This window comes from Streptomyces sp. HPF1205, from assembly GCF_020400825.1.
Taxonomy (GTDB): domain Bacteria; phylum Actinomycetota; class Actinomycetes; order Streptomycetales; family Streptomycetaceae; genus Actinacidiphila.
Genome location: NZ_JAINVH010000030.1, coordinates 1 through 12,828, shown reverse-complemented (window position 1 = coordinate 12,828; position 12,828 = coordinate 1). Strand labels below are relative to the sequence as shown.

General features: G+C 73.9%; 11 protein-coding genes and 1 pseudogene. 10 read left to right on the top strand and 2 right to left on the bottom strand.

The window, feature by feature from the left end:
- Positions 1–152: 152 nt before the first annotated feature.
- Positions 153–779, top strand: coding sequence for a winged helix-turn-helix domain-containing protein (locus tag K7G61_RS27295; RefSeq protein ID WP_225849661.1), 627 nt, complete (start codon positions 153–155; stop codon positions 777–779).
- Between the two features lie 40 nt (positions 780–819).
- Here K7G61_RS27295 and K7G61_RS27290 read toward each other — a convergent pair whose 3' ends face one another.
- Positions 820–1,284, bottom strand: a complete 465-nt coding sequence (locus tag K7G61_RS27290; protein WP_225849660.1) for a universal stress protein — start codon at positions 1,282–1,284, stop codon at positions 820–822.
- Between the two features lie 232 nt (positions 1,285–1,516).
- Between K7G61_RS27290 and K7G61_RS27285 the strand changes: the two genes are divergently transcribed.
- The 5 genes and pseudogenes from K7G61_RS27285 (at position 1,517) to K7G61_RS27265 (ending at position 6,434) form a co-directional block, all read left to right on the top strand.
- Entirely contained in the window at positions 1,517–2,062 is a 546-nt protein-coding gene (locus tag K7G61_RS27285) for an SRPBCC family protein (protein ID WP_308190715.1), read from the top strand.
- 132 nt (positions 2,063–2,194) lie between these two features.
- Positions 2,195–2,656, top strand: a pseudogene (locus K7G61_RS27280) (GNAT family N-acetyltransferase); the annotation flags it as partial.
- Positions 2,657–3,388: 732 nt separating this feature from the next.
- Complete coding sequence (locus K7G61_RS27275; protein ID WP_225849658.1) at positions 3,389–4,720, top strand: helix-turn-helix domain-containing protein; 1,332 nt, start codon at positions 3,389–3,391, stop codon at positions 4,718–4,720.
- Positions 4,721–5,062: 342 nt separating this feature from the next.
- Entirely contained in the window at positions 5,063–5,710 is a 648-nt protein-coding gene (locus tag K7G61_RS27270) for a flavin reductase family protein (RefSeq protein WP_308190714.1), read from the top strand.
- 229 nt (positions 5,711–5,939) lie between these two features.
- Positions 5,940–6,434 (top strand): cupin domain-containing protein, encoded by a 495-nt coding sequence (locus K7G61_RS27265; RefSeq protein WP_225849657.1) that lies wholly within the window; start codon positions 5,940–5,942, stop codon positions 6,432–6,434.
- A gap of 199 nt (positions 6,435–6,633) precedes the next feature.
- On the opposite strand, the gene sigJ is transcribed toward K7G61_RS27265, so the two are convergent.
- On the bottom strand, positions 6,634–7,605 hold the full coding sequence (sigJ, locus tag K7G61_RS27260) for an RNA polymerase sigma factor SigJ (RefSeq protein ID WP_225849656.1): 972 nt from the start codon (positions 7,603–7,605) through the stop codon (positions 6,634–6,636).
- Positions 7,606–7,937: 332 nt separating this feature from the next.
- Here sigJ and K7G61_RS27255 point away from each other — a divergent pair, with 332 nt between their 5' ends.
- The 4 genes from K7G61_RS27255 (at position 7,938) to K7G61_RS27240 (ending at position 12,690) form a co-directional block, all read left to right on the top strand.
- On the top strand, positions 7,938–9,566 hold the full coding sequence (locus K7G61_RS27255) for an NAD(P)/FAD-dependent oxidoreductase (RefSeq protein ID WP_225849655.1): 1,629 nt from the start codon (positions 7,938–7,940) through the stop codon (positions 9,564–9,566).
- Between the two features lie 222 nt (positions 9,567–9,788).
- The gene (locus tag K7G61_RS27250; protein WP_374204256.1) at positions 9,789–11,240 is read left to right on the top strand and encodes an FAD-dependent monooxygenase; all 1,452 of its coding nucleotides are present in this window, start codon (positions 9,789–9,791) and stop codon (positions 11,238–11,240) included.
- A gap of 107 nt (positions 11,241–11,347) precedes the next feature.
- Positions 11,348–11,845 carry an acyl carrier protein gene (locus K7G61_RS27245; RefSeq protein WP_225849653.1) on the top strand — a complete coding sequence of 166 codons (498 nt, stop codon included), beginning with the start codon at positions 11,348–11,350 and terminating at the stop codon, positions 11,843–11,845.
- Positions 11,842–12,690, top strand: a complete 849-nt coding sequence (locus K7G61_RS27240; RefSeq protein WP_225849652.1) for a 4'-phosphopantetheinyl transferase superfamily protein — start codon at positions 11,842–11,844, stop codon at positions 12,688–12,690. The genes K7G61_RS27245 and K7G61_RS27240 overlap by 4 nt, the downstream gene beginning before the upstream one ends.
- The last annotated feature ends 138 nt before the right edge of the window (positions 12,691–12,828 follow it).

Sequence of the window (12,828 nt, the reverse complement as noted above, 5' to 3'; positions counted from 1 at the left end):
GGCCCGCGTTTCCCGCTGACCGCCCGCATCCGGCCGCCGCACAGGGCGCGTTCACCCCTGCCGTCGTGCGGCGCGTAGCCGCCGGCCGCCGTCAGCATCCGGTCCCGCGCAAGACGGAGTCCACCAGACCCTTCGCGCGAAAGAGCCGAACCATGCCGAACCCGTCGCAGTACCCGTCCTCGCCCGCCCCGAAGCCCGTACCCGTACCCGTCCCCACCGCGCCGGCCGCCCGGCCCGTCCCCACCGCGGCGGTCGGCGGCCGGCAGCGGCTGCGGGCGGTCCGCGCCGACGAGGCGCCGCCGGCCCTCGGTTCCCTTCCACCGGGCGCCACCTGGATGCCGGCCCCCGGAGAGGTACTGTCCGCCGTGCCGGGCGGCGCCGCCATGGTCGGTTACCTGGTGCTGGTACCCGTGGAGTCCGCCTCCTCCACCGCTGCCACCACCCCCGTTCCCGCCGCCGGGCCGCCGGCCGCGGGGCCCCTCGCGACCGCGCCGATCCGGATCGACCCGGAGCGGCGGACGGCCGCCGTGGAGGGCAGGCCGCTGGACCTGACGTACCTGGAGTTCGAGCTGCTCGCGCACCTCGTTGCGAACCCGCACCGGGTGCACTCGCGCGACCAGCTCGTCACGACGGTCTGGGGGTACGGCCACGTCGGCGACGGCCGTACGGTCGACGTGCACGTGGCGCGGCTGCGGCGCAAGCTCGGCGCCGAGCACCGCGGCAGCATCGTCACGGTGCGCCGGGTCGGCTACAAGTACACGCCGTACGCGAGGCGCTGAGCGCCGGCCGCCGGCTTCCCGCCGTACGGGCGGTGGACCGTTACGGGACGACCGTGACGGGCCACCGCCCGGCCTTGACCAGCCGCACCGCCACCGAGCCGATCAGCCGGTGCCCGGCGCGCTCCGATGCGCCGACCACCACCGCGTCCGCGGTGAGCTGGTCGGCGGCCATGACCAGGCCGCTGTACGGGTCGCCGCGGAAGGTGTGGAACTCCCACCGCACGCGGAAGGTGTCCCCCACCCGCGCGACGGCGTCCTCGATCTGCGCCAGCAACTGCTGGGCGATCCCGGTGTCCGCCTCGGACACGGGCACCCCGAGCGCGGCGCCGCCGGGCAGATAGGGCTGGACGTAGACCAGCGCGAGCAGCGCGTTCTGGCGGCGCGCGAGCCCCGCGGCATAGGACGCTGCCCGCCAGGACGACTCGGAGCCGTCCAACCCGGCGACGATGACCTTCGGCCCGTCCGTCCCGCGTTCGAAACCCGTGGGCACCTGCTGCTCTTCCACGCGATCAGGCTATCGGGCGGTGGCCGCGCCGCTCACCCCCGAGTACGCAGCGTTCTCACTCGAATGGGCCCATTGCCACGACATGCGCACTTTTGCGGGGCACGCTTGCGGAGAGGAGTGAATCAGGCGGCTCTTCGCCGCACGGCGCACGCACCGTCAGTCCGCGGTCGTCCGACCCTGTGCCCGGCCGCGCCCGCCCACGCCGCTACCGGGGAGGTTTGTGATGCCGAGCGTGTCCACGAACGTGTTCGTGCCGAGGCCCGCACCGGAGGTCTTCGACTTCCTCGCCGACGCCCGCAATCTCGCCCTGTGGAGCTCGGGGGTGGCCTCCGTCGATCCGGAGGGCGTGGTCCCCGGCGTCGACGCCGTGTACCGCTACCGCTATCCCGGGCGGCACCGCCCGCACGTCCTGGTCTGCTCGCGGTTCGAGCCCTGTCGCCGGATAGCCTTCCGCGGCCAGCGCATGTGGAGTCCGCTGGGCACCCAGGTGCCCATGTACGGTTTCGACCTCTTCCCCCACGCCGACGGCACTTTGGTGCGGCTGTCGGTCACCAGCCGCCTCACCGCCGCGCTCCTGCTGCTCGGCCCGCTCGTGTCCATGGCCTGGCGGCGCGACCTGCCGGCCGACGGCATCAAGTTCTGCGAGCTCCTCGGGGGTGTGCGTCCCCCCGCTCCGGTGTCCCAGCCGTCACCCGCGCCTCACCCCGCGCAGCCGTCGCCGGCCGCCACCCCGATGCGGACCGCGCCCGTGCCGCACGGCTTCGACTATGCTCATTGAGTGTTAAACTAAAGGCGAACCGTGCAAATATGCACCGTTCCCACCTACTGCCCCGGCCAGGTCCCCCCGTCCCGGCCGGGGCTCCTCCGTGTACGGGCCGCGTTGTCGTACCCCCGGCGTACGGTGCGGGGTATGGCACACGCACGCATGGACATACGGCTGCGTCCCTGGTCGCAGGGCGACTTCTGGCTGCTGGAGCGGACCAACGCCCCCGAGATGACCGACCACCTCGGGGGCCCGGAGTCCCCTGAGCAACTCGCCCGGCGCCACGAGCGCTACCTGCGGCTGGAGGGCGACGGCGGCCGGATGTACGTGGTCGAGTCGGCTCCCGACGCCCGGGCGGTCGGCACGATCGGCTTCTGGGGCCGCACCTGGCGCGATGAGGAGGTCTACGAGACGGGCTGGAGCGTGCTGCCGGAGTTCCAGGGGCTCGGTATCGCGTCCGCCGCCGCCCGGGCCGTGACGGCCGAGGCGCGCCGGCACGGCGGCCGGCGCCGGTTGCACGCCTTTCCCTCCGTCGACCACCCGGCGTCCAACGGGGTCTGCCGCAAGGCGGGCTTCGTCCTCCTCGGGCCGTGCGTGTTCGAGTACCCGCCGGCCCCGTACCGGAATCACGCGCCATTGCGCCCAATTGCCGGTACGGTCACGGGAATTCACCATTCCGTCGGCCCGGCATTTCGGCCGCCCGGACGAATTCCCGCGCCTCATGAACGGCGGGTGCCCGCGCCGGCGGGGCGCCGGAGGCCGCTCACGGGCTGCTGAGCGCTGCGCTACCGTGCGGTGGCGGTGCGGAGCCGGTGTGATCTACGGCACGGGATGAATCCCCTCGAAGCGGATATCTACTCGCATAGCGCGGCGGCGGTCTTGAGGCCGGCTTCGTAAAATATTCGTCAAGCGTAAGGGTTGGCGGGCCCGCCTGAACTGCCGTTGCCCGCCTCGCAGGCACAGGTCAGGCGTTCGGCCGGCGAACCGGCAGCGGCCGCCCCGGCCGGAAACCCACTTGCCGGGTGGTACTCGTCCGCGCTTGATCCTCCGTGCCATGATGCGGCGCGGCCGAGAGGCTGCGAACACGGGCCGGTGGATCGCTGTGCCGGCCCGGGCGCGACCCCTCGCCTTCACCGGACGGGGCGGCACGAAGGACGGGGACCCTCGCTGTCCGCCCATTGCGCACCACGGACGAAAGAGCGGGATGTGCATACGGACATGCGAGCGAACTTTAGGGGGGAATGAAAAGGTGTCAAAAGTATTGGAACGATGGTTTCAAAGGTATAGACCATCGTGGGGGATTGTCGGTGAGCCCGTGTGCCGCCACGGCGAGGTGCGGGCATGAGGAACGACTTACTGCTCGCCTTAAGGACGCAGCGCGGCTGGACCCAGGAAGAGCTGTCCGAGCGTTCCGGAATCAGCGTGCGCACCATCCGCAACTTGGAGCGCGGGCGGATACAGAGCCCCCGGCGCAGCTCACTGGACCTGCTGTTCTCGGTCCTGGACCCGGAACTGCGCGGCAAGGGTGACCAGGCGGCCCCCGTACCGCGCCGGGCTTCCGGTTCCGCTTCCGGTTCCGCAGGGCCGGCGGGCCCCGTGGGGGCCCCTGGGGCGGCTCCGGGGACGTCCGGCGGCCCGTGGGCCCGGTGGCGCGGTCCCAGGCCGCCCAGGACCGCCCTGGTCGGTCGGGACGGCGATCTGGACCGGCTGACCGAGCTCGTGACCGGCAACCCGGTCACCGTCCTGACCGGTCCCGGCGGGGTCGGCAAGACCCGGCTCGCGCTGGCCGTCGCCGAGCGCGTCGCGAGCGTCTCGCGCGGCACCGTCGGGGTCGTCCAGCTCGGCCGGATCGCCGCGGGTCCGCCGGGGGAGGGCGCCGCGGCCCTCACCGCCGCCCGGCACGCGGTGGCCGAGGTCCTGGGGGAGGACCACCGGCCGCCGGGCTCCGCCTCCGGCCAGGGCCTGCTCGTTCTGGACACCACCGAGCACCTGCCGCAGGCCACCGCCTTGCTGGTGGAACACCTGCGCGGCGCGTGGCCGGATCTGCGGCTCGTCCTCACCACCCGGCGCCCGCCCGTGCTGCCGGAGGCCAGGATCTGGGAGACCGCGCCCCTGGGGCAGGACGCCGCGGTCCAGCTCATGAACCGGCGGCTGGCCAGCAGCGCCCTGGACCACGACCTGACCGGCGCGCCGGACCTGGTGCGGGCGCTGTGCCGGGAACTGGACGGGGTGCCCCGGCTCATCGAGTTCGCCGCCCACAGGCTGCGGACCGTACCGATCACGACGCTGCTCTCGCCGGAACACCTGCTGGAGCTGCTCGGCATCCCGGACTTCTCCGTGCAGCCGCACCAGCGGTCGCTGCGCGGGAGCCTCGAATGGAGCTGGGCCATGCTCACCCAGCGCCAGCGGCAGTTCATGGTCCGGCTGGCCGCCGCGCCGGACTGTGTCGCCAGCGACGGCCAGGAACTGGGCGGCTGGGAGCCGGAGTTCACCCGTACCGAGGCGCTGTGCCTGCTCGCCGAGCTGGCCGACGCCTCCTTCCTGCAGGTCCGCCGCGGTCCCCGGTACGAGTACCGGATGCTGCGCCACGTCCGGGCCTTCGTACGGCACCACCAGCTGCGCGCGGCCCCCCAGGCGCCCGTGCAGGTCAGGAGGATGACCGCCGGAGCCTGAGCGGGCGCGTGGCCCGGCCGTCGTCCGACGGGCCACCGCGCGCCGGCCACACGGACGAACGGTGCCCGCCGGACGACTCCCGTCCGGCGGGCACCGCCGCGTGCGCGTGCCCGCCGTGCGCCTCCGGCGTCTCGCGCACCCCCTCAACCAGCGCGTCCCCCGGCCTCGCGGACCCGCGTGCGACGGGACGCGGAACGTTTCCCGCACGGGACTTGACAGTCGTCTGTGCTTCCCGACGCACATCTGAACCGTCGGACCTTGCGACGGGATACCGGGCCCGAAGAACCTTGTAGTCAGGATCCGGTGGGGTGTCGGCAGGCAGTGGTACGGGAGGTGGGGACGATGGCAGGTGCGACGTCGTCGCAGGCGGCGCCGGGCGCGGCCGCCGCGGAGTACGGCGGTGCGGGGGCCGGGAGCGCGGACGTACCGCCCGGCACGCCGGCGCCGGTGACCGACCGGATGTCACTGCACCAGGCGCACCCGGTCGACGGGAGGTCGCTGCGCACCGTGTGCGGCATGTTCGTCACCGGCGTCACCGTGATCACCAGCGGCGACGCGGACCACGCCGAGGGCACTACGGTCAACTCCTTCACGTCCGTGTCCCTGGACCCGCCGCTGGTGCTGTTCTGCCTGCACAACGAGTCCCGGCTGCGGGCCGTCGTCGAGGGGTCGCGGAAGTTCGTGGTGAACTTCCTGCAGGGGCAGCAGGAGGGCCTGGCCCGTGCCTTCGCGGGCAAGGGCACCGCGGAGATCCGCGACGTCGCCCACCACCCCTCGGTGACCGGCGTGCCGGTGCTCAGCGACGCGCTGGCGTTCCTGTCCTGCCGGCTGGTCGACGCCTTCGACGGCGGCGACCACACCATCTTCGTGGGCCAGGTGGTGGAACTCGGCGTGCCCCGCCAGCACCAGGAGCCGCTGGTGTTCTTCCGCGGCTGGCTGGGCGCGCTGGAGGAGGAGCTGCGCGGCGTGCACCCCATCATCGACGGCTGACGGCCGGCCACGGCCGGGGACGGCCCGGGGCCCCCGGCCCGTCCGCGGGTTGCGCGCCCGGCGCCGCGAACGGACCGCCGCCGGGGGCGCGGGCGTCGCGGAGGCCGCCGTGCCCCGCGCTCGTACCCGCGCGCGTCCGTACCGCCGCCGTACCGGCCACCGGGCGGGCGGGAGCGGCAGCCGGCATTCGCAACGAACCGCATTTCCGTTTCGGCACCAGGAGGGTGTGGTGGGCGTGGACCGCGGCAAGGTCGTGCATCTGCAGGAGCTCGTCCCGATCACGTACGGCGGCGGTGAGCAGACCCGCATGCTGCTGCGCGGTGAGGACACCGGCGGGCTGTACTCGCTCTACGAGGTGCGGATGCCGGCCAAGGAGGGCTCGGTCCGGCACGTGCACCACGACACCGACGAGTCGTTCTACGTCATCGACGGCGAGTTCGAGATCAAGATCGGCGAGGAGATCCACAAGGCGGCGCCCGGCACCATGGTCTACGGCCCGCGCGGCGTCGTGCACTCCTTCTACAACAGTGCGGACCGGACCAGCACCATGCTGTGCGTCATGACCCCCGGCGGCATCGAGCGCTTCTTCGCGGAGCTCAGCGAACTGCTGAGCCGGCCCGAACGGCCCTCGTGGGAGGAGATCGAGGCCGTGGGCGAGCGGCACCGCATCAGTGCCGACAAGCCGCTGGGCGGCCCGCACGGCGGCCCGCCCACCCAGGACTGACCCGGCCGGCCAGGACTGACCCGGCCGGTCCGGAATCGACCCGGCCGGTCCGGCTTTTGCGGCGCCGGCCCGGCTTCCGCGGCACCGACCCGGCGCGGCTGCCGCCGGCGGGTCGGGAGCCGCCGGGCGACCGGTGCGTCCCGCCGGCGGCGGCAGGGACGGCGGCCCGGTCCGGGGGTTCGCCCGGCGGCCCCCGGGTCTACCCGGCCTCCTCCTCCAGCCGGACCCGTGAGAGCTTGTCCGGGTTGGTGACCAGGTAGATGTCGGTGACGGCGTCGTTCTCGGGGCTCAGGTCCATGACCATCACCGCGTACGGCGAGTCGCCCGAGAAGACCACGGCCGACGGATCGCCGTTGACCTGCCGGTACTGGACGTCCAGCGCCTGCGGCAGCCGGCTGGTCGCGTAGCCGTTGAGCAGCCGGGCCACCTTCTCGCGCCCCTGGACCGGGCGCAGCGCGCTGCGCGCCTTGCCGCCGCCGTCCGTCCACAGCGTCACGTCCGGGGCGAGCAGGCTCATCAGCCCGGCCAGGTCGCCGCCGAGCGCGGCGGCGACGAACCGCTCGGTCACCTGCTGCTGAAGGTGCGGATCGGCCTGGTAGCGGGGCCGGCGCGCCTGTACGTGCTCCCGCGCGCGGTGCGCCAGTTGCCGGATCGCCGACGGGCTGCGGTCCAGGATGTCGGCGATCTCGGTGTGCGCGTAGCCGAACACCTCGTGCAGGACGAAGACCGCCCGCTCCAGGGGAGTGAGCGACTCCAGCACCACCAGCAGGGCCATCGACACCGACTCGGTACGCAGCGCCGACTCGGCCGCGTCCGCGGCCCGTGCCGCCTGCGCGGTGTCCTGCGCCTCGGGTGTCTGGGTGAGCAGCGGCTCGGGCAGCCACTGCCCGATGTACGTCTCGCGGCGGCGGCTGATCGTCGCCTGCCGGGCCAGCGCCTGGTTCACCGCGATGCGGACCAGGTACGCGCGCGGGTTGTCGATGTCGTCACCGTTGTGCCCGCCGGCCCGCCGAGCCCAGGCGAGCCAGGTCTCCTGAAGGACGTCCTCGGTGTCCGAGACGCTCCCGAGCATGTTGTAGACCACGGAGAACAGCAGCTCCCGGTGGCCCACGAACACCTCGGTCGCCCGGTCGCCACCGGTGTCCAGATGATGGGCGGGACTGTCGGACACGATCGAGCCTCCCCGTAGTGCTCCCCCGCAGGGCCTTTCCCCTAGGAGAGGCGCGGCACCTCCAAGCGTGACACCGCTTCCGCGAAATGTGACGCAGGTCTCATTCGGGGATCGCGTCGTGCCTGGTGACGGCCTTGCCCCAGGCTCCTGCCCCGTGCCACGGGCCCGGGCGTGTCACGGTCCGCCCGCGCCCGTGTCCCCGACCACCGGCACGACCAGCGGCACGACCACCGGTACGACCACCGGCACCCGAACACGCCGGCACGCCCATACGCCGACACCTCGACCCACCGACATGCCGACACCCACCGACCCGGGAGGGACGTACCCACATGAACACGACCGCTCACGACACACAGTCCGTCGACAGGTTCGACGTGGCGATCCTCGGCGCGGGCATGGCCGGCGGGATGCTGGGCGCGGTGCTGGCCCGCAACGGGGTGAAGGTGCTGCTCCTCGACGCGGGCACCCACCCCAGGTTCGCCGTCGGGGAGTCGACCATCCCCTACACGTCCTCGATGACCCGGATCATCGCCGAGCGCTACGACGTGCCCGAGATCGAGCCGCTGTCGAGCTTCAAGGGGATCCAGGAGAAGGTCGCCCCGATGAGCGGCCGCAAGCAGAACTTCGGCTTCGTCTACCACCAGGAGGGCCGCCCGCAGAACCCCGAGCAGGTCAACCAGCTCGTGGTGCCGCAGTGGCAGCGCACCGAGAGCCACCTGTTCCGGCAGGACGTCGACTCCTACTTGTTCAACCTGGCGGTCAGATACGGCGCCGTCCCGAAGGTCAGCACCCGGATCGCCGACATCGAGGTGGACCCGGAGCACGGGGTGCGCTTGCGTTCCGACCGGGGGGAGGAGTTCCACGCGAGCTACCTGGTCGACGGCAGCGGCTTCCGGTCGCCGGTCGCCGACGCCTTCGGGCTGCGGGAGAAGCCGACCCGGGCCAGGACCCACTCGCGCACCATGTTCACCCACATGGTGGGTGTCCGGCCGTTCGACGAGACCAGCACGGGCCGCCTGCACAAGCAGCCCAGCCCCTGGCACCACGGCACCCTCCACCACGTCTTCGACGGCGGCTGGCTGTGGGTCATCCCGTTCGACAACCACGACGGCGCCCTCAGCCCGCTGTGCAGCGTGGGCCTCACCCTGGACGAGCGGGTGCACCCGCCGCGGCCCGGGACCGACCCGCAGGCCGAGTTCGACGCCTTCCTGCGCCGCTTCCCGGACATCGCCGAGCAGTTCCTCGGCGCCACCGCGGTCCGCCCCTGGGTCGCCACCGGGCGCCTGCAGTACAGCGCGAAGCGCACCGTCGGCGACCGCTACTGCCTGACCGCCCACGCGGCCGGCTTCATCGACGCCCTGTACTCCCGCGGCCTGACCAACACCCTGGAGGTCGTCAACTCCCTGGCCTGGCGGCTGATCGAGGCCGCCAAGGACGGCGACTGGTCCACCGAGCGGTTCCAGTACATCGACGAGCTCCAGCAGGGCCTGTTCGACATCCACGACGACCTGGTCTACTGCTCCTTCGTCGGCTTCCGGGACTACGACCTGTGGAACGCCGTCACCCGCGTGTGGCAGTCCACCAGCATCCTGCCCACCGTCACCATCGACCGGGCCTACCGGATGTACCTGGCCAGCCGGGACGAGCAGATCCTGCGCGACCTGGAGAAACGGGACGTGCCCGGGCTCCCCGCGCTGGTCGGGCAGGACATCGCCGGGCTGCTCGCCTTCGCCCGGGAGACCTGCCGTGAGGTCGAGGCGGGGACCCTGGAACCCAAGCAGGCCGCCGCCCGGCTCTTCCAGCGGCTGCGGAACTCCGCCTTCCTGCCCGCCCCCTTCGAGTTCGGCTCGCCCGACAACCGCTGCTTCGACGCGACCCCGGCCGTGATCCAGGCCGCCGTCGCCTGGGCCGCCACCGACGCCGCGCCGGCGAACATCGCCACCCTGTTCGGCCCCTGACCCCGGTGGCGCCCGCCCGGCCGGCCGCGGGCGGGCGCGTACCGGCCCCGCGCCCCGACCGCGGACCCGTACCCGGCGCGTACCCGGCGCGTACCAGCCCGTACCCAGGCACCCAGAAGGAGAGACGACGTGGACGTGCAGACGGCGGCAGCAGGCGGCGCGGGAGCGGCCACGGGCCGGGACGCCGATGTGATCATCGTGGGCGCCGGTCCCGCCGGGTTGATGCTCGCGGGCGAACTGCGCCTCGGCGGGGCGGAGGTGGTCGTCCTCGAACGCCTCGACCGGCCCACCGGCCAGTCCCGCGGCCTGGGCTTCACCGCCCGGGCCATGGAGGTGTTCGACCAGCGCGGGCTGCTGCCCGCCTTCGGCGGGCCCGGCGGCACGCTGGAGACCAGCCCGATGGGCCACTTCGGCGGCATCCAGTTCGACTTCACCGTGCTGGAGGGCTCGCACTTCGGCGCCCGCGGCATCCTGCAGTCGCTCACCGAGTCGGTGCTGGAGGAATGGGCGGTGGGCCTGGGCGCGGAGATCCGGCGTGGCTGGGAGTTCCTGGACCTGGCCGACGGCGACGACGGGGTGACGGTCACCGCCGGTACCGCCGAGGGGGTACGGCACCTTCGCGCGGCCTACCTGGTCGGCTGCGACGGCGGCCACAGCGCGGTCCGCAAGGCCGCGGGCTTCGACTTCCCCGGCACCGGCGCCACTCGCGGCATGTACCTGGCCGACGTGGTCGGCTGCGGGCTGCGGCCGCGATTCCTCGGCGAGCGGCTGGAGAACGGGATGGTCATGGCCGCGCCGCTGCGCGAGGGCGTGGACCGCGTCATCGTGGTCGAGAACGGCACCCCCGCGCCGGACCGCAGCGAGTCGCCCTCCTTCGCCGAGATCGCCGCCGCATGGCAGCGCATCACCGGCGAGGACATCAGCTCCGGCACCGCCGACTGGGTGAGCTGGTTCTCCGACGCCACCCGCCAGGTCACCGAGTACCGGCGCGGCCGGGTGCTGCTGGCCGGTGACGCCGCACACGTCCACCTGCCGGCCGGCGGCCAGGGGCTCAGCACGGGCGTCCAGGACGCCGTCAACCTCGGCTGGAAACTGGCCGCCGAGGTCGCCGGATGGGCCCCCGAAGGACTGCTCGACACCTACCACGGCGAACGCCACCCGGTCGGCAGGCGCCTGCTGACCAACACCGCGGCCCAGGGCCTGGTCTTCGTCGGCGGCCCCGAAATGGACCCGGTGCGGGCGATGTTCACCGAACTGGTCCAGTACGAGGACGTGCGCCGCCACCTGTCCGGTGTCGTCAGCCACGTCGACATCCGCTACCCGTACGCCCCCGAGGACGCCCACCCCCTGGTCGGCCGCCGCATGCCCAAGCTCGGCCTGACCGTGGCCGGCGCCGGCACCGACACCACGCGGCTGCTGCACCCCGCCCAGGGCGTCCTGCTCGACCTCGGCGACGACCCCGCGCCGCGCGCCGCCGCCGCGCGCTGGAAGAGCCGCGTGCTCCACGTCGGCGGCCAGGTCGCCGACCCCGCGTCCCCGGCCGCCGCCGACCTCGGCGGCGCCACCGCGCTGCTGATCCGGCCCGACGGTCACGTGGCGTGGACCTCGGCGGACGCCCTGCCCGTCGCCGAGGCCCTGGAGCGCTGGTTCGGCGCGCCCGAGACCGGCGAGTGACGACGCGGCGGCCGCGGACCGGCGGACCTCCCGCCCCCGGCGATCGCCCGAGGCGCCCCGGCGGCGGAAACGCCGGTTCCCGCATCACCGACGGAAGGCGGTACACCGTGCTGGAACAGACCGTCCCCCTGCACCTGCGGGGGCTTCCCGAGCCGCGGGTCCTGCGCGCGGCGGGCATCGACATAAGGACCCGGATCATCGAGCGCTACATCTGCCGCCAACTGGAGCCGTACCTCCACGTGCCGCCGGCCCACCGGATCGCCGTCGACCGGTCGCTGCGCAGCCAGGGCGTCGACTCCATCACGGCGCTCGCGCTGCGCCGCAAGCTGGTGGCCGCGCTGGGTGTGGACGTACCCGCCGCCGATCTGCTCCGCGACGACTCGGTGACCGAGGTGGCCGCCCTGCTGGCCACGCTGATGACCGAGCCGCCCGCGGCGACGCCGGCCCCGGCGCCGCGCCCGTCCGCCCCCGAAGCCCCGCACTCCGGCGCGCCCGCCGCCGGATCTCCCGCCGGATCCGCCGCCGGGCCCGCTGTCGAATCCACGGCCGAATCCGCCGCGGCGCCCGGCCCCGGCCGGGCCGCGCCGGTTCCCACCGCGTCATGAGGTCCGCGGCGCGCGGCGCGGGGGCCGCCACCGCGCCCGCGCACGTCGTACGGCCCGGGGAACTGCACGTCTGGCTGCTGCCCCGCGCCTGGACGCACACCGACCCGGCACCGCTGCCGGTCGGCGAGCTGGACGAGGACGAACGCGGCCGCGCCGCCGGGCTGCTGCGCACCGGCGACCGCGTACGCTACCTGTCCGCCCACGTCGCCCTGCGGCGGCTGCTGTCGGCGTACACCGGCGTCCCGCCCGGGTCGCTGCGGCTCGGCCGGGACCGCTGTCCCTGCTGCGGCGGGCCGCACGGCCGCCCCGTCCTGCTGGACGCCTCGCGGCAACCCGTGCCCGGCCTGCCGCAGTTCTCGCTCTCGCACAGTCACCAGGTGGCCGTCGTCGCCGTGGCGCGGGCCGCCGTCGGGGTCGACGTGCGGCGCGTCCCGTCCGCCCGGACGGTCCGGCTGTGCCTGCCCGACCTGCACCCCGCCGAGCGGAGCGAGCTCGCGGCCGTGCCCGGCCGGCACCGGCCCGTGGCGTTCACCCGGCTGTGGACCCGCAAGGAGGCGTACCTGAAGGGCCTGGGCACGGGGCTGCGCCGCGACCCGGCGGCCGACTACCTCGGCGCGCGCGGGGAGGCCCGGCCCCCCGGCTGGTCCGTGGCCGACGTGCCGGGACCGGCCGGGCACCTGGCGGCCGCCGCCGTACGCGACCGCGAGCACCGCGGCACGCTGGTCCGCACCGTGCCCCCCGGCTGCCTGCACCTGCCGGCCGAGCGCGCCGCCGAACTCATCGCAGGCGCCCACCCGCGCACCCGCCGCACCTCCGGGACCGCCGTGCCGGGGCCCTGGAAGTGAACGAGTGAACGAGACGAACCGACCAAGGGAGGGAGGAGCGAGATGGAGAACGCGAAGGCCGCCGACCCGGTCGCGACCAGGCTGCGGGAACTGCAGGAGCTGAAGGAGCTGGCCCGCACCGGCTCGGACCCGGCGGCT